21 protein-coding genes are annotated in these 22,241 nt (G+C 53.0%); 16 read left to right on the forward strand and 5 right to left on the reverse strand.

What is annotated here, in order from left to right; genetic code table 11:
• Positions 1 to 32: 32 nt before the first annotated feature.
• The gene (locus ACSF8W_RS22350; protein WP_500849299.1) at positions 33 to 968 is read left to right on the forward strand and encodes a bifunctional GNAT family N-acetyltransferase/hotdog fold thioesterase; all 936 of its coding nucleotides are present in this window, start codon (positions 33 to 35) and stop codon (positions 966 to 968) included.
• Here ACSF8W_RS22350 and ACSF8W_RS22355 read toward each other — a convergent pair.
• The 4 genes from ACSF8W_RS22355 to hslR form a co-directional block, all read right to left on the reverse strand.
• Entirely contained in the window at positions 908 to 3,079 is a 2,172-nt protein-coding gene (locus ACSF8W_RS22355; RefSeq protein ID WP_500849300.1) for an AsmA family protein, read from the reverse strand. The genes ACSF8W_RS22350 and ACSF8W_RS22355 overlap by 61 nt on opposite strands.
• A gap of 153 nt (positions 3,080 to 3,232) precedes the next feature.
• Positions 3,233 to 4,864, reverse strand: coding sequence for a phosphoenolpyruvate carboxykinase (ATP) (gene pckA, locus ACSF8W_RS22360; RefSeq protein ID WP_500849301.1), 1,632 nt, complete (start codon positions 4,862 to 4,864; stop codon positions 3,233 to 3,235).
• 318 nt (positions 4,865 to 5,182) lie between these two features.
• Positions 5,183 to 6,061 (reverse strand): Hsp33 family molecular chaperone HslO, encoded by an 879-nt coding sequence (gene hslO / locus ACSF8W_RS22365; protein ID WP_500849302.1) that lies wholly within the window; start codon positions 6,059 to 6,061, stop codon positions 5,183 to 5,185.
• A 94-nt stretch (positions 6,062 to 6,155) separates the two neighbouring features.
• A complete protein-coding gene (hslR, locus tag ACSF8W_RS22370) occupies positions 6,156 to 6,566 on the reverse strand; it encodes a ribosome-associated heat shock protein Hsp15 (RefSeq protein WP_500849303.1) in 411 nt (136 codons plus the stop codon).
• A gap of 292 nt (positions 6,567 to 6,858) precedes the next feature.
• Between hslR and gspC the strand changes: the two genes are divergently transcribed.
• The 14 genes from gspC (at position 6,859) to cysQ (ending at position 19,777) form a co-directional block, all read left to right on the forward strand.
• Positions 6,859 to 7,767, forward strand: coding sequence for a type II secretion system protein GspC (gene gspC / locus ACSF8W_RS22375; protein WP_500849304.1), 909 nt, complete (start codon positions 6,859 to 6,861; stop codon positions 7,765 to 7,767).
• Positions 7,768 to 7,808: 41 nt separating this feature from the next.
• Complete coding sequence (gspD, locus tag ACSF8W_RS22380) at positions 7,809 to 9,824, forward strand: type II secretion system secretin GspD (RefSeq protein ID WP_500849305.1); 2,016 nt, start codon at positions 7,809 to 7,811, stop codon at positions 9,822 to 9,824.
• Positions 9,824 to 11,326 carry a type II secretion system ATPase GspE gene (gene gspE / locus ACSF8W_RS22385; protein ID WP_500849306.1) on the forward strand — a complete coding sequence of 501 codons (1,503 nt, stop codon included), beginning with the start codon at positions 9,824 to 9,826 and terminating at the stop codon, positions 11,324 to 11,326. Before gspD ends, gspE begins: the two co-directional genes overlap by 1 nt.
• Before the next feature lies 1 nt (position 11,327).
• The gene (gene gspF, locus ACSF8W_RS22390) at positions 11,328 to 12,548 is read left to right on the forward strand and encodes a type II secretion system inner membrane protein GspF (protein ID WP_500849307.1); all 1,221 of its coding nucleotides are present in this window, start codon (positions 11,328 to 11,330) and stop codon (positions 12,546 to 12,548) included.
• A gap of 19 nt (positions 12,549 to 12,567) precedes the next feature.
• A complete protein-coding gene (gene gspG / locus ACSF8W_RS22395; protein WP_500849308.1) occupies positions 12,568 to 13,002 on the forward strand; it encodes a type II secretion system major pseudopilin GspG in 435 nt (144 codons plus the stop codon).
• Positions 13,003 to 13,004: 2 nt separating this feature from the next.
• A complete protein-coding gene (gene gspH / locus ACSF8W_RS22400; RefSeq protein WP_500849309.1) occupies positions 13,005 to 13,601 on the forward strand; it encodes a type II secretion system minor pseudopilin GspH in 597 nt (198 codons plus the stop codon).
• Positions 13,602 to 13,636: 35 nt separating this feature from the next.
• Positions 13,637 to 13,978 (forward strand): type II secretion system minor pseudopilin GspI, encoded by a 342-nt coding sequence (gspI, locus tag ACSF8W_RS22405; protein WP_428477621.1) that lies wholly within the window; start codon positions 13,637 to 13,639, stop codon positions 13,976 to 13,978.
• A gap of 12 nt (positions 13,979 to 13,990) precedes the next feature.
• Complete coding sequence (gspJ, locus tag ACSF8W_RS22410; protein WP_500849310.1) at positions 13,991 to 14,677, forward strand: type II secretion system minor pseudopilin GspJ; 687 nt, start codon at positions 13,991 to 13,993, stop codon at positions 14,675 to 14,677.
• The gene (gene gspK / locus ACSF8W_RS22415) at positions 14,677 to 15,693 is read left to right on the forward strand and encodes a type II secretion system minor pseudopilin GspK (protein ID WP_500849311.1); all 1,017 of its coding nucleotides are present in this window, start codon (positions 14,677 to 14,679) and stop codon (positions 15,691 to 15,693) included. The genes gspJ and gspK overlap by 1 nt, the downstream gene beginning before the upstream one ends.
• Positions 15,662 to 16,996 (forward strand): type II secretion system protein GspL, encoded by a 1,335-nt coding sequence (gene gspL, locus ACSF8W_RS22420; RefSeq protein WP_500849312.1) that lies wholly within the window; start codon positions 15,662 to 15,664, stop codon positions 16,994 to 16,996. The genes gspK and gspL overlap by 32 nt, the downstream gene beginning before the upstream one ends.
• A complete protein-coding gene (locus tag ACSF8W_RS22425; RefSeq protein WP_500849313.1) occupies positions 16,993 to 17,469 on the forward strand; it encodes a type II secretion system protein M in 477 nt (158 codons plus the stop codon). The genes gspL and ACSF8W_RS22425 overlap by 4 nt, the downstream gene beginning before the upstream one ends.
• A gap of 2 nt (positions 17,470 to 17,471) precedes the next feature.
• Positions 17,472 to 18,230 (forward strand): type II secretion system protein N, encoded by a 759-nt coding sequence (locus tag ACSF8W_RS22430; protein WP_500849314.1) that lies wholly within the window; start codon positions 17,472 to 17,474, stop codon positions 18,228 to 18,230.
• Positions 18,231 to 18,380: 150 nt separating this feature from the next.
• A complete protein-coding gene (gene nudE / locus ACSF8W_RS22435; RefSeq protein ID WP_500849315.1) occupies positions 18,381 to 18,932 on the forward strand; it encodes an ADP compounds hydrolase NudE in 552 nt (183 codons plus the stop codon).
• A gap of 8 nt (positions 18,933 to 18,940) precedes the next feature.
• Entirely contained in the window at positions 18,941 to 19,777 is an 837-nt protein-coding gene (gene cysQ, locus ACSF8W_RS22440) for a 3'(2'),5'-bisphosphate nucleotidase CysQ (RefSeq protein ID WP_500849316.1), read from the forward strand.
• A gap of 97 nt (positions 19,778 to 19,874) precedes the next feature.
• On the opposite strand, the gene sthA is transcribed toward cysQ, so the two are convergent.
• Positions 19,875 to 21,290 carry a Si-specific NAD(P)(+) transhydrogenase gene (gene sthA / locus ACSF8W_RS22445; RefSeq protein ID WP_500849317.1) on the reverse strand — a complete coding sequence of 472 codons (1,416 nt, stop codon included), beginning with the start codon at positions 21,288 to 21,290 and terminating at the stop codon, positions 19,875 to 19,877.
• Between the two features lie 314 nt (positions 21,291 to 21,604).
• On the opposite strand from sthA, the gene fabR reads away from it, so the two are divergent.
• Positions 21,605 to 22,237, forward strand: a complete 633-nt coding sequence (fabR, locus tag ACSF8W_RS22450; protein ID WP_428477610.1) for an HTH-type transcriptional repressor FabR — start codon at positions 21,605 to 21,607, stop codon at positions 22,235 to 22,237.
• Positions 22,238 to 22,241 lie beyond the last annotated feature (4 nt).

Raw genomic sequence — 22,241 nt, forward strand, 5'->3', positions numbered from 1 at the left:
GCAGGCCCAGAAATAAGCAGGAGAGGGATGGCATGTTTCGACTGATCACACCGAAAACGGACGACGAGTTAGCCCGCTATTACGATTTTCGCTGGCGGATGCTGCGAGAGCCTTGGCGGATGCCGGTGGGATCGGAACGTGATGCGTATGATGCGATGAGCTGTCACCGGATGATTGTGAGCGACAACGGGCAGACCATTGCGATTGGGCGGCTGTACATGACGCCCGATAACGATGGTCAGATCCGCTATATGGCGGTGCACCCGGATCACCGTCATCAAGGCATGGGCGCGATTGTGCTGATGGCGCTTGAGTCGCTGGCGCGCCAGGAAGGCGCCAAGCGTTTGGTGTGTAATTCACGGGAGGATGCGATCCCGTTTTATGCCCGCAGTGGGTTTGCCAGTCAGGGTGAGTTGAGTGAAGAGCGCGGGCCGGTGCGTCATCAACAAATGCTCAAGCATTTGGATCCGATGAATGAGGTGGTACGCCACCCTGAATGGTGTCAGGAACTGCAAGCCTTGTGGCAAGCACAAATCCCCATCAGTGAAAAAATGGGGGTGCGGATCAGCCAGTACACCGGTTACCGGTTTGAGGTCAGTGCGCTGATCAATGCCAATCTTAACCCCAATGAAAGCATGTTTGCCGGCAGTATTTTCACCATGGCCACGTTGGCCGGGTGGGGGTTTGTCTGGATGCTGCTTAAAGAGCGCAAACTCGACGCTGATATCATTTTGGCTGACAGCCACATCCGTTATCTGTCCCCGGTGCGTGAACGGCCGCGGGCGGTGGTGACGGTGGAAGATCTGCAAGGCGATGTCGAACGTCTGGCCCAGCGCCGTAAAGGGCGCGTGATGGTTAAGGTACAGGTGTACAGTGATGAAACCCTGGCTGCCACCTTTTCGGGGACCTATATGTTATTTCCGTCGCACGCCGATGCGGAGGATGTCGACACGGATAACGAGGCGTGATCGGCTTGCCAGTGGCGCTGTAGCTGCTGGCACCCTTGCTGAGCCTCCATGTGCAAGGTTTGGGCGTTCGGATCGGCCATATCCCAGGTCCCATTGAGCGTGGCCTGCAAGGTGTGGCTGCTCAAGGTTAACGGGGCAATGACAATTTGCCCGCGTTCACTGTCTATCTGCAGCGGGGACAGCGCCACCGGTTGATGTGCCTCGGTGGTAACGGGGGATCCCGTGATCGGTGTCGTTGTTGCGGTCGCGGTCGCTGCCGCCGCGGTTGTTGCTGTTGTTGCTTCTGTGACGGCTTCTGTGATTGCAGGTGTGGGTGCTGACTCTGTTGCTTTTTGTGCCCATTGCTGCCAAAGATGGTCGGGTGTGACGGTTAAGGCGGTGTCGCGGAAAGCGGCCGTCAGCGATCCTGCTAGGCTATACGCCAAACTGGCGCGGTTCTCGCCCAGTCCTTTTGCTTCCCCTTCGAGATCCATTTTTCCTGCTAGTGGTAACGGTATCGCCAGCCATTGTGTCAGTAATCGGGTTGGCAGGCTGTCACCGGTCAGTTGCATCTGCCACGGTTGCCCTTCCTGATTGCGCGCCCATTGTCCATTCGCCGTGAGTAATCCGTCCTTAAACGGAATGATGGCTTGGCGCAGTTGCCACGCCCCCTGATCGGCCGTGATTTCAATCCAAGGTTCAAGCACATCCACTGTATTCAGGCTGGCAAAATGGGCGCTGCTGGTGAGCGAACCATGCCACAGGCCAAGCAGCCCTTGCTGCATGAGTGTGAGCTGTTTTCCGTCGACCTGTAATCCGCTGATCTGCCACGGCCACGCCGGATCACTGGCAGTGAGATGAGTATGCTTGATGTCCAGTTGATCGATGGTGACCGTGGTCAACGTACGCCCGATCTCGCTGCTGCGTACCGTGGTCCAAGCGTGTGTCAGGGCCGTGCTTGCCGATGGCGGTAAGAAGCCTTTGACGCCGTTGATGGTGAGGTGTTGAAGATCAAGGCGGTCGGGGCGGGCTGTGCCTTCGGCTTGCAGGTACCCCTCAAGCAGGTGAATAGATCCGCCTTGCAACCTGATCTGCTGCGGCGAGAAGGTCAGTTCCAGCAAGGGCTCAGAAAAGGCGGTCTCTTGCCAGCGCCCACTGTCGGCGCTGAAGGAAAATAGCGCGTCAGACTGGGCATACACCCCGTGTGGCCAGTGCCAATTTTCCAGTGACAGACTGGCATGATTGAGAGTCAGAGACGGCGATTCCACACTGCTGTCGAGAATATCGACCCGCTCAAGGGTGATCGTGAGCGGGGAAGCGACTAAACGATCGAGGTAGGGCTGAAGAACCGATAACGGATCGGAGGATTGCCATTGCCCGTCAGACACGGTGAATTGTGGCACAGTAAGGTGATGACGCGTGGCATCGTACACCGCTTGGCCATTGAAGTTGGCGTGTTGCCCGTTGGCCGATACCCCGTAGAGGGTCCAGTGTCCCGCGTGGTGTTCGCCATCGATCAGCACGTTGTCGAGCGTGATGTCCTGCCACTGGATGGCGTTGGCTGAGACACGCACATTGCCAGTAAAGTGCTGCCAAAAAGGGGAGCTCGCATCGGCTTGCGTGGACCAGTTATCCCATTCTAATTGGCTGTCGGTGAACTGTACGCCATCCCATTGACCGGTGAAATCTCGGATCGCCAGACGACGTGTGTGCAGGCGGGGCAGTGTGACGTCAAGTTGTGTGAGCGCCGCAGGGGTGAGCGTGGCCGGCAGATGCGGTGCCTCAATGAGCAGCGTATCAAATTGCCAGTGCCAGCGATTGCTCGGCATTGAGGTAGTCGGAATCAGGGCGCTCGGTACAAATGTACGCGGACTGAGCCACAAGGACAGGCGTTTGGCGCGGATCGTTTGTGTGTCATCGAGCTGAAGCTGTGGCTGATCAATGATCAGCGTGAGTGGTTGGCGAATGTGGTAGTCGATGTGTGCCGCGCTCACCGGATACGGGCTGAATTGGTTGACTGTCCAGAGGACCAGCGGCGTGGCAAAACGGGTGTGCAGCAGGGTCAATCCCACGGTTCCCGCAAGCAATAAAAGAATAACAATAGTAGCGGTGAGTTTCCCGAACAGGCGCATACACACTCTCTGACGTGGTGACAGTCGATATCAATATTAAGCGGGAAAAGTGGGTGCGCTGCAAGGTGAGCAGCGGTGCTTTTTGTCAGCGTATCGCAAACACAACGAAAAAAGCCCCTTATGATAAGGGGCTTTTATTGACGGGAGTCAGGCTCAGTCTAGCTGAGGGCCCGCTGCCACCAAGGCTGCACCTTCGGCCGTATCCGTGTACTTGTCGAAGTTGTTGATAAAGCGTTCTGCCAAATCTTTTGCCTTGCTTTCCCACTGTAGTGGGTCAGTGTACGTATCGCGTGGGTCAAGAATTTCTGCATCCACACCTGGCAATGCCATTGGAACTTCCAGGTTGAAGATTGGAATGTGCTTGGTTTCAGCGGTATCGATAGAGCCGTCAAGGATCGCATCGATAATGCCGCGTGTATCTTGGATAGAGATACGCTTGCCAGAGCCGTTCCAGCCAGTGTTCACGAGGTAAGCTTCAGCGCCCGCGGCTTCCATTCGCTTAACCAGTACTTCTGCATACTTGGTTGGGTGTAGCGTCAGGAACGCGTTACCGAAACACGCAGAGAACGTTGGCGTTGGTTCAGTGATGCCGCGCTCAGTACCGGCCAGTTTAGCGGTAAAGCCAGACAGGAAGTGGTACTTGGTTTGCTCCGGTGTCAACTTAGACACAGGTGGTAGCACACCGAAGGCATCGGCAGACAAGAAGATCACTTTGTTTGCGTGACCGCCTTTTGATACGGGCTTAACGATGTTTTCAATGTGGTAAATCGGGTAAGACACACGGGTGTTTTCTGTCTTCGAGTTGTCATCGAAGTCAATCGCACCGTCGCTGCGTACTGTGACGTTTTCTAGCAGTGCATCACGGCGGATCGCATTGTAGATGTCAGGCTCAGCCTCTTTCGACAGGTTGATGGTCTTCGCGTAGCAGCCGCCTTCGAAGTTGAACACGCCGTTGTCATCCCAGCCGTGCTCATCATCACCGATAAGGGCACGTTTTGGATCGGTAGACAGGGTTGTCTTACCGGTACCAGACAGGCCGAAGAACACGGCCACGTCACCGTCTTTACCCATGTTGGCTGAACAGTGCATGGATGCGATGTCTTGCAGCGGAAGGAAGTAGTTCATCATAGCGAACATGCCTTTCTTCATTTCACCGCCGTACCAGGTACCGCCGATCAGCTGCATTTTTTCTGTTAGGTTGAACACGGTGAAGTTTTCCGAGTTCATGCCGTGCGCTTCCCAGTTTTGGTTCGTGCACTTCGCGCCGTTCATCACGACGAAATCGGGTTCAAAGCTTTCCAATTCTTCATCGGTAGGGCGGATGAACATGTTTTTCACGAAGTGTGCCTGCCAAGCTACTTCAGTCACAACGCGGATGCAAAGACGGGTATCAGGGTTGGCGCCACAGTAACCATCAATCACAAACAGACGTTTGCCTGACAGTTGGTTGGTGACTAGTGCTTTCAGATCATTCCACGCTTCTTGACCAATGCTCTTATTATCGTTTTTGCCTTGGTCTGCCCACCAGAGGGTATCTTTAGTGGTGTCATCTTTGACGATGAATTTGTCTTTCGGTGAACGGCCGGTGAAAATACCTGTATCAACAGAAACAGCCCCAAGCTCCGTAACGATACCTTTTTCGTATCCTTCTAGGCCCGGTTTGGTCTCTTCCTCGAACAGAGTTTCATAACTCGGGTTACGAACAATCTCTGTAACATTGCTGATACCGTATTGTGATAGGTCCATATTTTTTGCAACCTTTTTTTCGACGTTCATGACTGTCATAGGTGCTCCTTGGGTAAGATGTTGTTTAACTGTTGACCATGCTAGCAACCCTAAAGGGGTAAATCAGGGAGGTTTATCAAAAATTAACCATTAAAAAGTTAAGGATAAGTAAAAGTTTTGAATGATTAGAGCAAATAAGTTTACCGTGCTGTGAAGGGTGTGCGCCAGCGCATGTGATTAATATTTCTCCTGAAAAAAGCGGGAGTTAGCGTGTTACTCAATTACAGGACGGGTGGGTCGATGCGGAAAAGGTATAAAAAAAGCCAGCAGGGCGCTGGCTTTATGTAATTATCTTTCAGGCTTAATTAGGGCGACTAATTAATGCACCTGGTTGCTGTTGCTGTCTGTCGCATTTTCAAATAGCGCAGCGACATCAACGTTGTCGAAATCATAGCTGCTACCGCAATAGTCACAGTGCAGAGAAATTTTACCGTCTTCTGCGACAATGCGTTCGATTTCCGCACGGTCAATGGAGCAGATCGCTGCTGCGCTGCGCTCGCGAGAACAGCCACACTGGAACGATACGGCTTGTGGGTCAAACAGCTGTACCGTTTCTTGGTGGTACAGGCGGTAAAGGACATCTTGCGCGTCCAAGCTGAACAGCTCGTCGTTTTTCACGGTGCTGGTCAATTGCTCTAGGTGCTCGAAGTCGCCTTCCTGACCTTGGCCATCCGGCATGATTTGTAGCAACATGCCTGCGGCTTTTGCTTCGCCTTCGAATTCGCCAGTACGCAGCCAGATACGCGTCTTTAACTGCTCAGAGTTGTTGAAGTAACCTTCTAGGCACGCCGCTAGGCTGTCGCCTTCCAAGCCAACCACGCCTTGGTAACGCTCACCTTTGTTTGGTGTAATCGTGATCACCATGTGGCCTTTACCCATCAAATCATGGATAGAGCCCGTGGTCGGTAGCTCACCGTCCCAACGTGCCACACCGCGTAGTTGCTGCTGGTGGTCACCGTTGATCACCGCCAGTTTTACTGGACCATCACCTTGTAGTTGCACGGTGATAGACCCTTCAAACTTCAGGGTGGCTGTCAGTAGGCTGGTGGCCACAAGCAGTTCACCAAGCAGGGTTTGTAAGGGTGCTGGGTAGGCTTGACTAGCAATAATTTGGTGGTAGGTGTCGCTGAGCTGAACCAGTTCACCACGTACGGATGCACCGTCGAACAGGTAACGGTGTAGACTGTCATTTGTCATTAGCTTGTATTCTCCAGCAAGTGACTAGAAGTTCCAATTTGCGGCTTAGTTCCACGATCGTGAAACTATTTCACGATCTTGTTACCTAATCTCTCTAATTGGAATTACTTTTAAACTTAATTATATCGCGTCGCTGTTTTTTATCTGGACGCTTCACGGGACTCGGGCTGTCAAAGGCATGGAGCTTGCGTAAGGTCGCCTGCTCACTGCGTAGTTTCAGACTTTCTTCCGTTTCCCGATAAAGGGTTTGTGCTTCAGGAGCGCCGCGACGGCTGTCAGACACTTTCTCTATAATGATGGTTTTTTCTTCATTACCTTGTCTGATGCGCAGTTCAGCCCCCGCCTCAACCAGTTTACTGGGTTTGGTACGTTGACTGTTGTAATGCACTTTGCCGCCATCGATCATATTGCGGGCAATGGACCGTGTTTTGTAAAAACGTGCTGCCCATAGCCATTTATCAAGACGGACTTGCAAGGTGTCCGAATGGGATGTGTGCTGGCCCACAATTTGCTCCTTCGCCAAAGGGCGCTAAAAGTACCATATTGCCGACACAGCGTCAGCAGGTGGTCAAGAGTAATTAAATGGTGATATTGACTCGGGATTTCAACGACAATTTCGGAATATCTTGCATAAAATAGCTAGTCTATTGATAGTTGATGTGATTTTTCCGTGATCTCTTTTGGCAATATGTTATCTAATAGCAATTTTACGATGCTGTTTCACCGCTGTAACGGTATCCTGTGAAGTCCTTAGCTTCACGCTTATTTATTAATTTCCGCAGGACAATGGATTTTTCATGGTAGCAGCAAATTGGTTAGGGGCACTGCAGTCGAAGCGCGGGGTTTCCATTCGCTCACTCACTCGCCTCCTAACGTGGTTCTTGGTCATTATCTTTGCTTGGATCCTAGGGCGCCTTGTGTGGGCATTTTTGCAACCGACAGTGGCGCCTGCCCGTTGGCAACCGGCACCGGTCACCGCCAGCAGCCCTGTTGCCGCGGGGCGTGATGATGTACCGCAGATTTTGGCCATGAACTTGTTCGGCCGTTATCAGAAAAATGCCCCCGTGATTGAGCAAAAACAGCCGGTGAAGCAAGATGCGCCAGAAACCCGCTTAAATCTCACCTTAGTTGGCTTGGTGGCGAGCACGAACGCCAAAACGGCCCTGGCGGTGATCACGCACCGTGGCAAACAAAATACCTACGGCATTGACGAGAACATCGATGGCACCCGCGCGACGTTGCAGGCGGTGTATGCCGACCGTGTGATCATCCGTAACGGCGGTCGTGATGAAACCTTGATGCTCGATGGCGTCGACTTTAATAAGTCGGCGCAATCAACGCCTGCACGTCCTGCGGTTGCAAAGAAACCGGCGACCAAGCCAGCAGCGAAACCCGCTTCTGAGTTAGGGCGTATTAAGCAAGAAATTCTTGAGAAACCGCAATCGCTGTTTAGCTATATTCGGTTGTCTCAGGTGAAGCGGGATGGTGCCCTGGTGGGGTACCGTGTGAATCCCGGTAAAGACAGGGCATTGTTTGATGCAGTGGGTCTGCAAACCAATGATCTGGCGGTAAGTCTAAACGGCAATGACTTAACCGATGCGGCCGTGATGGCAAAATTGTGGACGGAATTGTCAAATGCCACGGACTTTACGCTGACTGTCGAACGAGAAGGTCAGTTACACGATATTTACATTGAACTGCAGTAGTAGTGGTTCAAGGCGAACATGCGATAGCGCAGGAGTTATTTGTGAAAAAATGGATGGGTAAAAGTGCCCTCTGGCTACTGAGCAGCTTGATGTGTAGCTCAGCACTCGCAAGTGAGTTTAGTGCCAGTTTCAAAGGAACCGATATTCAGGAGTTCATCAACATTGTTGGTCGTAACCTGCAAAAGACAATCATTGTCGACCCTGCAGTGCGTGGCCAAGTGAATGTGCGCAGCTATGATCTGCTTAATGATGAACAGTATTACCAATTTTTCCTCAACGTGCTTGAAGTCTACGGTTTCGCTGTGGTTGAAATGGATAATGGCGTGCTGAAAGTCGTGCGCGACAAAGACGCTAAAATTTCCGCTATTCCTGTGGTGGGTGACGACAACACCGTAAAAGGTGATGAAGTGGTCACGCGTGTTATTGCGGTACGTAACGTGTCGGTGCGTGAGTTGTCACCGCTATTGCGTCAGCTGAACGATAACGCCGGTGCCGGTAACGTGGTGCACTACGATCCGGCCAACATCATCATGATCACGGGCCGTGCCGCTACCGTGAACCGTCTGGCGGAAATCATTGAGCGTGTTGACCGTGCGGGCGATAAAGAAATCGACGTGGTCGAGTTGCGTAATGCCTCGGCCGCAGAAATGGTCCGTATTGTCGATGCCCTGAACAAAACAGCAGACGCGAAATCGACCCCGCAATTCTTGCAGCCAAAATTGGTGGCGGATGACCGTACTAACTCGGTCTTGCTATCCGGCGATCCGAAAGTGCGTGAGCGCCTGAAGCGTTTGATCCGTCAGCTAGATAAAGAAATGGCATCATCCGGTAATAACCGCGTGGTGTACTTGAAGTACGCCAATGCCGAAGACATGGTCGATGTCCTGAAAGGGGTATCAGACAACCTGCAGGCTGAGAAGACCGGTAACGGCAAATCGGCCCGTAGCAAAAATGATGTGATGATTTCCGCCCACGTCGATACCAATGCGCTGATCCTGACCGCGCCGCCAGATATTATGCGCGCGCTGGAAAACATCATTGCGCAGTTGGATATTCGTCGTGCGCAGGTTTTGATTGAAGCCATGATTGTTGAACTGTCAGAAGGTGACGGTATCAACTTTGGGGTGCAGTGGGGCACGCTCGATGGGGGCGTGGTGCAGTTTGGTAACTCCGGTGTCCCTATTTCGCAGTACGCCGTCGGTCTGGAAGATGCCAAAGAAACCACCCGTAGCGAAACCTATATTGATGCCAACGGTATCGAACAAGTCCGTACCATTACCGAAGACGGTGATTTCAGTACGCTGGCCAGTGTACTGGGCGGCGTGAACGGTGCGGCGCTGGGTATCGTGATGGGCGACTGGACCATGCTGGTGAATGCCGTGGCGTCCGATCGTAATTCTAATATTCTGTCATCACCAAGCATCACGGTGATGGATAACGGTGAAGCCTCGTTCATTGTCGGTGAAGAAGTGCCGGTGGTAACGGGCTCGACCTCCAGCTCAAACAATGACAACCCTTTCCAGACCGTTGAACGTAAGGAAGTGGGTATTAAGCTGAACGTGACGCCGCAGATCAACGAAGGTGACTCGGTCCAGCTGAAAATTGAACAAGAAGTATCAAACGTATTGGGCGCAGACGGGGCGGTGGATGTCCGTTTCTCCAAGCGTCAGCTCACCACGTCCGTCTTGGTACAAGATGGCCAGATGATTGCGTTGGGTGGCTTGATCCAAGAGCAGACCAACGAAAGTGAGCAGAAAATTCCATTGTTGGGCGATATCCCGGTATTGGGTCATCTGTTCAAGTCGACCAATACCACCAAAGCAAAAACCAACTTGATGGTGTTCATCAAGCCAACCATCATTCGTGATGGCGTGACGGCGGACGGTATTACCCAGCGTAAGTACAACTACATCCGCGCGGAGCAGTTGTACCGTCAGGAGGAAGGCCTGCGCTTGATGCCGAACACGGACACTCCGTTGCTGCCGAAGTACGGCGATGACATCGCGCTACCGGCTGAAGTGCGTGCCTTTGTCGCGCAGCTAGAGGGTGATAAATAATGGATGACGCGCGTTTGCAGCCAGAGGCCCAGCCGCGCTTCCGGTTACCGTTTTCGTTTGCCAAGCGCCACCGTGTGGTGCTGGAAGTGATCGACCACGACATGACCTTGTTCTACTCCGGCCAACTCAGTGCCGGGGTATTAGCCGAGATCCGCCGTGTGTCCGGTCGCCCGTTTGCCCCGAGTGAACTGGATCCGCAAGCCTTTGAACTAAAATTAACCGAAGCCTATCAGCGAGATTCGTCGGAAGCGCGTCAGTTGATGGAAGATCTGGGCTCGGATAACGACGACTTCTTTGCGCTGGCCGAAGAGCTGCCGGAAACGGAAGACTTGTTAGAGTCGGAAGACGATGCACCGATCATTAAATTGATCAACGCCATGCTGGCCGAAGCGATCAAAGAAGCCGCGTCAGATATCCATATCGAAACCTTTGAAAAGCAATTGTCGATCCGTTTCCGGGTCGATGGTGTGTTGCGTGAAGTGCTGCACCCGAGCCGTAAATTGGCGCCGTTGTTGGTCTCACGTATTAAGGTTATGGCGCGCTTGGACATTGCCGAGAAGCGTATTCCACAAGATGGCCGTATTTCACTGCGTATCGGTGGCCGTGCCGTCGATGTGCGTGTGTCGACCATGCCGTCTTCTCACGGGGAGCGTGTGGTATTGCGTTTGTTGGATAAGAACGCGACTCGCTTGGATCTGCACAGCTTGGGCATGACCCCGGCGATCCATGAGAACTTCCGCCGAATTATCGAACGTCCGCACGGGATCATCTTGGTGACCGGTCCGACGGGTTCGGGTAAGTCCACGACCTTGTATGCGGGCTTGCAGGAACTGAACGGCAAAGAAAACAATATCCTGACCGTAGAAGATCCGATTGAATTTGATATCGACGGGATCGGCCAGACGCAAGTGAACACCAAAGTGGACATGACCTTTGCCCGCGCGTTGCGTGCCATTTTGCGTCAGGATCCGGATGTGGTGATGATCGGTGAAACCCGAGACCAAGAAACGGCGGCGATTGCGGTACAAGCGTCGTTGACCGGTCACTTGGTCTTGTCGACGTTACACACCAATACCGCGATCGGCGCGGTAACCCGTATCCGCGATATGGGCATTGAGCCCTTCTTGATCTCCTCCTCCTTGTTGGGGGTGCTGGCGCAGCGTCTGGTGCGTCGTTTATGTAAAAACTGTCGTGAACCGTATGAAGCCGATGCCGCGCAGAAGAAGCTGTTTGGCTTAACGCCTGATGCGCCGTTGACGCTTTACCATGCCAAAGGCTGTGAGGCCTGTAACCAAAAAGGTTACCGTGGCCGTACCGGTATTCATGAGTTGTTGATTGTGGATGAGCAAGTGCAAGAGTTGATCCACTCTGAAGCGGGTGAGATGGCGATTGAAAAAGCCATTCGTAGCCATACACCGAGTATTCGAGACGACGGTTTATCGAAGGTAAAAGCCGGTATCACAACCCTTGAGGAAGTGATGCGGGTGACCAAAGAGGGCTAAGATGGCGGCGTTTGAATATAAGGCGCTCGATGCCAAAGGGCGCCAAAAGAAAGGGGTGCTGGAAGGCGACACCGCCCGTCAGGTGAGACAGCAACTGCGCGAGCAGGGCTTGATCCCGGTCGATGTCACCCAGACCCGTGAACGAGAAAAGAAAAAAGCCGCCGGTGGTTTTCAATTGCGCCGTGGGATCAGCACCAATGAATTGTCGTTGATCACCCGTCAGCTGGCGACCTTGGTGCAAGCGGCGATGCCGCTGGAAGAATGTTTGAAAGCGGTGGGTGAGCAAAGCGAAAAGCCCCGCTTGAAAAACATGATGCTCGCAGTGCGTTCGCGCGTGGTGGAAGGGTACACGCTGTCAGACAGTATGGCGGAATACCCGCATGTGTTTGATCAGCTGTTTCGCGCCATGGTGGCGGCGGGGGAGAAATCCGGTCACTTAGACACGGTGCTTAACCGCTTGGCTGACTACGCGGAAAACCGCCAGCAAATGCGCAGCAAGCTGCAGCAGGCGATGATTTATCCAACGATGCTGACCTTGATTGCGGTATCTGTTGTCGCCTTCTTGTTGGCGACCGTGGTGCCAAAAATTGTCGATCAGTTTGTGCAGATGGGGCAAAAGCTGCCAACCATTACCGAAATCTTGCTGGCGGCCAGTGACTTTGTCCTGAACTGGGGCTTGTTGGTTGTGATTGGCATTGTGGCGCTGGTGGCGGGCATTAAGTTTGCTTTGCGCCGTCCTCACTTTCGCCTTGCGTGGGATCGACGCGTGCTACAGTTGCCGGTGATCGGCAAGGTGGCCCGTGGCCTGAGTACCTCACGCTTTGCGCGTACGCTATCGATTTGTACCTCGAGTGCGATCCCGCTGCTTGAGGGGATGAAAGTCGCTTCGGACGTGATGACCAACACCTGGGTGAATAAACAAATTTGCGATGCCGCCGATAAGGTACGGGAAGGGGCAAGTTTGCGGGTGTCATTGGAGCAAACCAAGCTGTTTCCGCCTATGATGCTCCATATGATTGCCAGTGGGGAACGCAGTGGGGAGTTAGAGCAAATGCTAACACGCGCAGCGGATAACCAAGATCGTGATTTTGAGTCGCTGGTGAACATGGCACTCGGGGTGTTTGAACCCTTATTGATCGTCGCGATGGCAGGCATCGTGATGTTTATTGTTATTGCTACCCTTATGCCGATCATTGCTTTGAACAACATGGTCGGGATGTAATTTTTTGGAGGTTTTCTCAATGCAACGCAAACAACGCGGCTTTACGCTATTGGAAGTTATGGTCGTGATCGTCATCCTTGGCGTACTGGCCAGCTTGGTTGTGCCTAACCTACTGGGCAACAAGGAAAAGGCTGACCAACAGAAAGTCGTGACCGACATTGGTGCGCTGGAGAATGCACTGGACATGTACAAGCTGGATAACAGCGTGTACCCGTCGACTGATCAAGGTCTGGATGCATTGGTCAGCAAGCCATCTGCCAGCCCTGAGCCACGTAACTACCGTGATGATGGTTACATCAAACGTCTGCCAAAAGATCCTTGGGGTAACGAGTACAGCTACATCATGCCGGGTGAAAACGGTGCAGTGGATATCTTCAGCCTGGGTGCCGATGGCCAAGAAGGCGGTGAAGGTGTGAACACTGATATCGGTAACTGGAACATGCTGGACTACTAAGCATGCAGAAACGTGCCGCAGGTTTTACCCTGATCGAAATATTATTGGTATTGGTGCTGCTGGCAAGCAGCGCCGTGGCGGTGATCATCTCATTGCCGGATAACAAGGAAGATGCGGTCAAGGAAGAAGCGGCACGTTTTCGTCACCTCGTCCAGTTATTGGGCGAGGAGTCCCTGCTGAACGGCAGGGATTACGGCATCCGTGTCGAGCGTGATCAGTACCAGTTTCTTCAGCTAACCAGTCAAGACTGGCAGCCAATGCAAGCCTCTCGCTTTTTTACCCAAGTTGAGATGCCGGAAGGCGTCCGTTTGCGCGTTGAGATAGGCAGTTATTCGTGGCAGGACAAAGATCGTTTGTTCAAGCCGGGCTCCCTGTTTGATGAAGACTTGTTTGCTGAGCAAGCTGATAAAGACAAAATTAAACCGCCTCAGGTGGTGGTGATGGCCAGTGGGGAGTACACCCCGTTCACCCTTGAATTTGAAATCGAGGGGGAAAATGAATTCTGGCGTGTACAGGCTGACGAAGTGGGTCAGTTGTACCTTCTACCACCGGGAGAAACCATTGAAAGCCTCCAAGAAAAAGATGAGGAGTGGCCGTGAATTTCCTGCGTCATCGGCGTAATCGCCAGCGGGGGATGACCCTGCTGGAAGTGCTGGTCGCGCTCGCCGTGTTTGCCACTGCGGCCTTGAGTGTCATGAAGGCCGTCAGCCAGCACCTCTATACCCTCAGTTATTTGGAAGAAAAAACCTTTGCCGCCATGGTGGCAGATAACGAATTAGCGAAAATGCGCCTGTCGGGTGACGTCCCGACCTCAGCGAAGAAAGGGAAGTCAGAACTGGCAGGGCGAGAATGGTACTGGACCATCAAAAGCACCAAAACCGCCGATGGCTTTTTGCGTGCGTTAGATGTCACGGTCACGACCGATGAAGCCAGAAAGAACTCCATCGTCACGCTGAGAACCTATGTTGAAAACTAATGTTAAAAGCGAATGTTAAAAACTAAGCAAAACGCGACGTCACACACCGTGAATACCCCATGGTCTTTGTTCCGCTCTCGCCCTGCCGCCGGTTTTACCCTGTTGGAAGTGCTGGTGGCCATCGCCGTGTTTTCGATGTTGAGTTTATCGGCCTATCAGGTGATGAACGGGGTACAGCGCAGTGACGCTCAGTCGCGCGAACACAACGAACGCTTACAAGAGATCCAGCGTGCGATGGTAATGATGGACAATGATTTCCGTCAGATTGTCGCGCGCAAGACCCGTAACTTAGGCGAGACCGCCAGCGACAAATTATTGCAAAGCAGTGAATACCTGCTCGATTCATCCAGTGATGGGATCTTGTTTACGCGCTTAGGCTGGCAAAACCCGCAACAGATGTTTCCGCGGGGTGAGGTGCTGAAAGTCGGCTACCGCGTGGTGGACGATACTTTAGAGCGCGTATGGTTCCGTTATCCCGATACGGTGGTGGGCACGGAAGCCTTGGTGCGTCCTATTCTGACGGGCGTAGAGAAACTGGCGTTTCGTTTCTACAGCGAGAAGAAGTGGGCCGATAAGTGGGATAAAGCAGCGACCTTGCCACAAGGGGTGATTGTTCAACTGACGCTGGAAGATTACGGCGAAATCGAGCGGGTCTACATGCTGCCTGACTCTGTATTAAGTGCGGAGGAAGAAGAGTGATGGCGACCAAGCAGAAACAAAAAGGCGTCGCACTGATCGTCGTGTTATTGCTGTTGGCATTGATGACAGCGTTAGCGGCACAGATGAGCGAGCGCCTGCACTTGAATTTTTACCGCGTGGAAAGCCAAATCCAAAACCAGCAAGCCTATTGGTTCGCCCAAGGAATGGAAGCACTGGGCAAGGTGGCGATAGAGCAAGGCATTGAAGACAGCGACACGGTGAACCTAAGTCAGGCGTGGGCGACAAAAGATCAGCGTTACCCGCTGGACGGGGGCAGTGCCACGGGAAATATTTTTGACCGCCAAGCCTGTTTCAACCTGAATGCGTTATCAGGCCTCGCCCCAATGACCGATCGCAGCAGTCCCCCGTATTTGGTCAAAGCCTTGCAGGCAATGATGGAAGAAGTGGGCGTCGAAAGTTATGACGCGGAAGTCGTCGCAGAGTCGGTATGGGAATACGTGGATCCCGCCGAGGCGGTGAATTCCTCGTTTGGCGCAGGCGACAGTACCTATGAAGGGTTCCGTCCGCCTTACTTACCCCCGCGCGACTGGATGGCCGATATCAGTGAACTGCGTGCCGTTAACGGCGTGACAGGGGCGATCTTCGAGAAAGTGCAGCCGTTATTGTGTGCTATTCCGACCACGTCTCTCGCCATTAACGTAAACACCTTATATGAGAGTCAGGCCGCGATTTTAGTCGGACTATTTGCACCAAGTTTGTCATTGTCGGATGCTCAGACATTATTGCAAGAGCGCCCGTATGATGGCTGGAATGCAGTGGACGATTTCTTGGCTGAGCCTCAGTTCGCCAGTTTGGATGCCGAAGCCAAAAAGCAGGCAAAAGCCTTTTTATCGGTAACGAGTGATTACTTTCAGTTAGATACCGAGATTGTGGTCGATAGATCCCGAGTGCGGCTTGTAGCCTTGCTCAAGCGAGATAGTGAAGACAAGGTGACAGTTGTACGTCGCCGTTATGGAGGAATCAGTGAGCGAATTTCTGACAATCAGGCTAAGTAGCCGTGCTGAACAGCCGGTGCAATGGCTTGTCTGGTCGCCACAACAACACGAAGTGATCGCATCGGGTCAGCTGGACAATATCAGCTTACTGGGTGAGATCGCGGACTATGCCGCTCAGCGAACCGTGTATGCCTTGATCCCAGCCAGTGATGTGCTGATGACTCAGGTCGCGATTCCTGCGGGAAGTAGCCGTCAGTTGGCCAACGTACTGCCATTTCTCCTTGAAGAAGAGTTGGCACAGGATGTGGATAATCTGCATGTGCATTTGTTGGAGAAGAACGGCGAGTTAGCACAAGTGGCGGTGGTCGAACACCGTAAAATGGAAGAATGGCTGGCGGCATTGTCTGACGCTGGCTTTGAAATTAAAGCCTTGCTGCCTGACTGTCTGTGCTTGCCGCATTTTGATCACAGCTATTCAGCGGCTGAAATTGAAGGCCAATGGTTGATCCGTCAATCGGCGGTACAAGGCATTGCCGCAGAAGCCTCATGGCTGGCCGCCTGGCTGTCTGCGCAACAAGCCCCGATCGTACCGGCGGTGGATGACGCAATAGACGACGAGGCGGAGAAGGCCACCGCTGATGATGTGACCGTGAAAGCGGCAGACATCGACGCTGCGGTTGACGCCATGGCAAGCGAAGAGGCGGCACCACTGACGGCACAAGATATTGTGATCCACCACTTTACGCCAGCACCGGCAGAGATGCCGGGACGTTGGCAGCCAGAGGCGCCAGAGTTGGTGATGCAATTGCTGGCAGAAGGTGCCTTGGCCAGTAAGGTCAATTTGCTTTCCGGCGTATATAAGCAGCAACCGGCGTGGCGTAAACACCTTAAGCCATGGCGTAAGGTGGCAATTGCGGCGGGTGTGGTAGGGGCGGTGTTGATCGCACAACACGTTATCTCGATGCAAGCGATGGACAAACAGGCACTGGCATACAAAGCCGAAAGTGAACGTATTTTCCGTCAGGTGTTACCGCAGTTTAAGCGAGTGCCTTCGCCCAGCTACCTGAAACGCCAGATGAACAGTGAACTGACGCGCTTGGGTGGCAGCAGTGACGGTGAGGGCTTATTGCCTTGGTTGGCACAATTGCAGCCGGTATTGGCCAAAGTCCCCCAGTTGTCGATGCAGAATTTCAAGTACGATCAGAATCGCGGTGAGATCCGTTTTCAGGCCGTGGCGGCAGAGTTCCAGCACTTTGAACAACTACGTACCCTGCTGGCTGAGAATTTCACGGTCGAGCAAGGCCAGCTTAATCGAGATGGCAATCAGGTGACCGGTGCCGTGGTCTTGAGGAGAAAGTCATGAATGCCTGGTGGAAAGGGCTCAGCGCGCGTGAACAACGCTTAGTCTTGGGTGGCGGCAGCGCGTTATTGCTGGCCATCTTGTATTGGGGCATTTGGCAACCGCTCGCCGCGTCGGCGCAGACGACGGAAACCCGTTTGCAAGCAGAGCGCCAGTTGCTGACGTGGGTCAGTACCAAAGCGGATGAGATTGTCAGTTTACGCGGCACGTCCGGCTCTACGGGGGCAGTCAGCAGCAAGGGCTTGAACCAAGTGATCAATGAAACCACGGGACGCTACCGTATTGAATTGATCCGTATGCAGCCGCGCAGTGAAGCGGTGCAGGTGTGGGTCAAGCCATTGCCATTTAATACATTGATCAGTTGGTTGGCTTTTTTACGCGATGAGCATGGCATTGATGCCCAGTTTTTGGATGTGTCTAAAACGGATCAGGCTGGCATGGTAGAAGTGAACCGCTTGCAGTTAGGGCGGGGGTAAACGTGAAATATAAAGTCTTATTAGGTGTGTCATTTGGGGTCGTACTGACAGGCAGTTTGATTGCGCATGTGCCTGCCAGCTGGGTATGGCAACAAGTGCCAAAATTGGCCAGCGTACAGATCTCAGGGATTGATGGCACGCTGTGGCAAGGTGCCGCGAGTCAGGTGCGTTGGCAGGGGAAAAACCTTGGCCGTGTACAGTGGGACATGCGTGTGTTGCCGTTGCTGACGGGCAGTGTGAAGCTGGATGTGCGTTTTGGTCAGGGCAGTGATATGGGCCTGACCGGACGTGGATTAGTCGGTTACCGCAGTGCCGGTCCGTTTGCCGAAAACTTGCTGGTCTCTGTTCCTGCTCGTGAAATGATGCAATTTGCCCCTTCGGGTGTACCGGTGACGTTGTCCGGTAACCTTGAACTGACGCTGCGCGATTACCAGTTTGCGGCGCCGTACTGTGAGACCTTAGACGGTAGTTTGGCATGGAGTGGTGCACAGGTGTCATCGCCACTTGGGGCGTTGAACCCTGGGCCGGTGATTGCCGATCTGTCGTGTGATCAGGGCAAGGTGCTGGCGGCGATGGCGCAAACTTCGCCGGAAGTGGTGAGTGAATGGAATGCCTCGTTAGCCAAAGGGAATAACTACGCATTGGCGGGTTGGTTCAAGCCGGGGGCTGAATTTCCTCCACAGTTGGGTCAGCAGTTGAAGTGGCTGGGCAGCCCAGATGCGAAAGGGCAATACCGCATTACTTACAGCGGTCGATTCTAACAGAACGCCTCTCCCGTTAACCCGGCAGCGCTTGCCGGGTTAACGTTTTCCTCAGAAAGTGCTTTATTTCGTCAGCCTATTACCATTAAATGAAAGACAGTGTCAGGGTTACGGTTTGATGTCGTAACAGGCCTTCAAACAGGACATAACATGGCTGCCGATCATAAAAAACCTCAAATTCTTGCCACTGACGTGGTTGCCCAATCTCAGTTATTCAAAATTGAGTCCCTTCATCTGCGCTTTTCCAATGGCGTAGAGCGGACGTATGAGCGGATGAAACCGTCAGGGCGTCATGCGGTGCTGGTGGTGCCTGTGACGGCAGAAGGCGATCTGTTGTTGATCCGTGAGTATGCCGCCGGGACCGAACGCTATGAGCTGGGTTTCCCGAAAGGCTTGATCGATCCCGGTGAAAGTGCAGAAGCCGCTGCCAATCGAGAATTGAAAGAAGAGATTGGTTTTGGTGCCCATCAGCTACAGCCCCTGAAAGAAGTGGTGCTGGCCCCGTCGTATTTTTCCAGCAAGATGACCTTGTTCTTGGCGCAAGACTTGTACCCCGAGCGGTTGGAAGGGGATGAGCCGGAACCACTGGAAATCGTGCGTTGGCCGTTGAATCAAGCACAAGAGTTGCTGACACATTTGGACTTTGCTGAAGCCCGCAGTATTACGGCATTGTTCTTGGCCCTTAAACATTTAGCCCGATAGGAGCGCAGATGGATCTATCGACGTTATTGCCTCAGGTCACAGAGATCGCCCGCGAAGCCGGTAAGGTGATTGTGGAGATTTATCAGCGTGGCCAATTTGAAGAATACACCAAGCAAGACAGTACGCCTGTTACCAGTGCCGATTTAGCCGCGCATGAACTGATCATGACACGTTTATCGGCGTTGACGCCGGATATTCCGGTGCTGTCGGAAGAAGACGCTGATATTCCGTTGCGTGAGCGTGGTGCTTGGTCACGTTATTGGCTGGTGGACCCGCTTGATGGCACCCAAGAATTTATCGCGAAAAGCGGTGACTTTGCCACGATCATTGCATTGGTTGAGCATAATCAACCGGTGATGGGGGTGGTGTATGCGCCTATTTCTGATGTGGTGTATTTTGCCTATCGCGGCAAAGGCGCATGGAAAACCACTGCTGCGGGGGAGACCGTGGCGATCAGTACCCATAAACCGGCACAGCCCGTACAGTCTTTGGGGGTGGCGATCAGCCGTCGCCAAGATATCCGCGGCATCACTAGCCGGTTAGATCCGGCGTTGAATTACGATCTTGTTCCACTGGGCTCGGCAGCGTTAAAGTCATGCTTGGTCGCAGAAGGGGCGGTGGACTGTTATTTACGTCTGGGCCCAACAGGAGAGTGGGACACCGCAGCGACCCAATGTATCGTGGAAGAAGCTGGCGGAAAGATCTTAAATACCCACCTTAATCCGCTGTCTTACAATGCGCGTGAAACGCTGGAAAACCCGAATTTTATCACCTTGGGGGATGCGTCTTTGCCGTGGGCTGCCATTTTGACCCCGGACGATCGGTTGCTGGATGGGAACGCCTAACCGCTTACTGTTAGCAAAAAGAAGTCATCTCTAAAAACGGCGCTCAGAGCGCCGTTTTTTATTACTGCCTTTTCGTCGTGCGCGTGAAGCGCCTCGGCTAAAACAGCCTGTTCAATCCATTCAATGCCGCCACACGGTAGGCTTCGGCCATGGTGGGGTAATTGAAGGTCGTGTTCACGAAATAGTGGATCGTATTGCCTTCGCCTTTTTGCTCCATGATCGCCTGACCAATGTGGATGATCTCCGCCGCACGTTCGCCAAAGCAATGGATCCCGAGGATCGCCTTGGTATCACGGTGAAATAAGATCTTGAGGCTGCCGACTTCGGTGCCGGCGATTTGGGCGCGTGCCAGGTGTTTGAACTGCGACCGGCCCACTTCATACGGCACTTTTTCCGCCGTGAGTTCTTGTTCGGTTTTCCCGACGGAGCTGATCTCAGGAATGGTGTAGATCCCGGTTGGGATATGGTCAATGAGCTGACTATCGGCTTCGCCATACGCAATGGCTTGCGCCACAAAGCGGCCTTGGTCGTAGGCGGCACTGGCCAGACTCGGGTAGCCAATCACATCGCCCACCGCATACACATGCTCTGCCTCTGTGCGGTAATTTTGGTTCACCGTGAGCTGGCCACGTGAATCCGGTGTCAGTCCGACGTGTTTAAGGTTGAGGGTATCGGTGTTACCGGTACGGCCATTGGCATAGAGCAGGCAATCGGCGCGCATCTTCTTGCCTGATTGCAGATGCAAGATCACCCCGTCTTCGGTTCCTTCAATCTGCTCATAGGCTTCCCCGCTGCGGATCATCACGCCGCTGTTCCAGAAATGGTAAGACAGCGAGTCGGAGATTTCATTGTCGAGAAACTCCAGCAGGCGATCACGGGTATTGATCAAATCGACTTTGACCCCGAGGCCGCGGAAGATCGAAGCATATTCGCTGCCAATCACCCCCGCCCCGTAAATGATGATATGGCGGGGATCATGCTTGAGCTGCAAGATGGAGTCGCTGTTGTAGATGCGATCATGGGTGAAGTCGACGTTATCGGGTTGATAGGGGCGTGAACCGGTGGCGATAATAAAACGGTCCGCCGTGTAGTACTCTCGGCTGCTGTCCGGCTTTTTCACCATGATGCTGTGGCTGCCAATGAAACTGGCTTCGCCGAAGATCAGCGTGCATTTATTGCGGTCGTAGAAGCCTTGGCGCATGCGGGTTTGTTTGTTGACGACGTCTTGGGCGTGACCGAGAATTTGGCTGAATGTGCTGTGTAAGGTGGCGTTGTTTTTGCAATATAACGGGTTATGGTTGTATTCAATGATACGGCTGACGGCATGGCGCAGTGCCTTAGAGGGAATGGTTCCCCAGTGGGTACAGCCGCCACCGACACTTTCTTCGCGTTCGATGATGGCGACGTTAAAGCCTGCTTTGGTTAATCCCATCGCAGCCCCTTCGCCGCCGGGACCACTGCCGATGATGATGGCATCATAATGTTGGGAAGGAGACGGTGTGTTATTTGTCATGCTTAGCCTTTCTTATCATTTGCGCAACATTGCCGTCTCGTTATGTTAACTTTCAATGAAAGCAGGTAGAATCACTCTGCACTGATAGAGCGGAGCGGATCACGTTGTCAGTAGTGGGAAAGTTGAAAAGTTGGAGCTAGGTGACGTTTTTGTCAGTGTGGGTTCTCGCGTGACTTTGTGAGCCAGTAGAAAAACTGGCGATAACGGCTTTGATTAAGCGTAGGTCAGGAATTACTATGTTTTGATGGCTGTAAAAAGCGGGTATAGTGACACTCACCTTGACGCAAGATAATTCAAAGAGAAACAGACAACCCATGGGTATCAGGGCTCAGCAGAAAGAAAAAACCCGCCGCTCACTGATTGATGCTGCATTTAATCAATTGAGTGCTGAACGCAGCTTTTCCAACTTAAGCTTGCGGGAAGTGGCCAGAGAAGCCGGTATTGCACCGACCTCTTTTTACCGTCACTTCAAAGATATGGATGAGCTCGGTCTAACCATGGTAGATGAAGGCGGTTTGATTTTACGCCAACTGATGCGTCAGGCTCGCCAGCGCATTGCCAAAGAAGGCAGTGTGATCCGTACCTCTGTTGAGACCTTTATGGAATTTATTGAGAGCAGCCCGAACGTGTTTCGGTTGTTGTTGCGTGAACGGTCTGGCACCTCGCCAGCGTTCAGGGCGGCCGTTGCTCGTGAGATCCAACATTTTGTCGCTGAGCTGACGGAATACTTAGTGGCAAAAACGGGTGTGACGCACGAAGAGGCGTACACACAAGCAGAAGCGTCGGTCACCTTGGTGTTCAGTTCGGGCGCGGAAGCATTGGATTTAGACAGCCATGCGCGTGGTGAGCATGCTGAACGATTGATCATGCAATTGCGAATGATTGCGAAGGGTGCCTACTGGTACCGTAAAGAGCGTGAGCGTAGAGAGCTCAGGCAAAAACTTTAACTTT

This window comes from Photobacterium sp. 270122K (assembly GCF_059941365.1).

Bases quoted from the DNA above. Each gene is read 5' to 3' on its own strand.
- ACSF8W_RS22425 (WP_500849313.1), top strand. From the start codon at position 16,993: ATGAATGCCTGGTGGAAAGGGCTCAGCGCGCGTGAACAACGCTTAGTC.
- fabR (WP_428477610.1), top strand. From the start codon at position 21,605: ATGGGTATCAGGGCTCAGCAGAAAGAAAAAACCCGCCGCTCACTGATT.
- gspF (WP_500849307.1), top strand. From the start codon at position 11,328: ATGGCGGCGTTTGAATATAAGGCGCTCGATGCCAAAGGGCGCCAAAAG.
- gspH (WP_500849309.1), top strand. From the start codon at position 13,005: ATGCAGAAACGTGCCGCAGGTTTTACCCTGATCGAAATATTATTGGTA.
- ACSF8W_RS22350 (WP_500849299.1), top strand. From the start codon at position 33: ATGTTTCGACTGATCACACCGAAAACGGACGACGAGTTAGCCCGCTAT.
- nudE (WP_500849315.1), top strand. From the start codon at position 18,381: ATGGCTGCCGATCATAAAAAACCTCAAATTCTTGCCACTGACGTGGTT.
- gspK (WP_500849311.1), top strand. From the start codon at position 14,677: ATGGCGACCAAGCAGAAACAAAAAGGCGTCGCACTGATCGTCGTGTTA.
- pckA (WP_500849301.1), bottom strand. From the start codon at position 4,864: ATGACAGTCATGAACGTCGAAAAAAAGGTTGCAAAAAATATGGACCTA.
- hslO (WP_500849302.1), bottom strand. From the start codon at position 6,061: ATGACAAATGACAGTCTACACCGTTACCTGTTCGACGGTGCATCCGTA.
- gspG (WP_500849308.1), top strand. From the start codon at position 12,568: ATGCAACGCAAACAACGCGGCTTTACGCTATTGGAAGTTATGGTCGTG.
- gspJ (WP_500849310.1), top strand. From the start codon at position 13,991: ATGTTAAAAACTAAGCAAAACGCGACGTCACACACCGTGAATACCCCA.
- sthA (WP_500849317.1), bottom strand. From the start codon at position 21,290: ATGACAAATAACACACCGTCTCCTTCCCAACATTATGATGCCATCATC.
- gspE (WP_500849306.1), top strand. From the start codon at position 9,824: ATGGATGACGCGCGTTTGCAGCCAGAGGCCCAGCCGCGCTTCCGGTTA.
- cysQ (WP_500849316.1), top strand. From the start codon at position 18,941: ATGGATCTATCGACGTTATTGCCTCAGGTCACAGAGATCGCCCGCGAA.
- gspI (WP_428477621.1), top strand. From the start codon at position 13,637: ATGACCCTGCTGGAAGTGCTGGTCGCGCTCGCCGTGTTTGCCACTGCG.
- ACSF8W_RS22355 (WP_500849300.1), bottom strand. From the start codon at position 3,079: ATGCGCCTGTTCGGGAAACTCACCGCTACTATTGTTATTCTTTTATTG.
- gspC (WP_500849304.1), top strand. From the start codon at position 6,859: ATGGTAGCAGCAAATTGGTTAGGGGCACTGCAGTCGAAGCGCGGGGTT.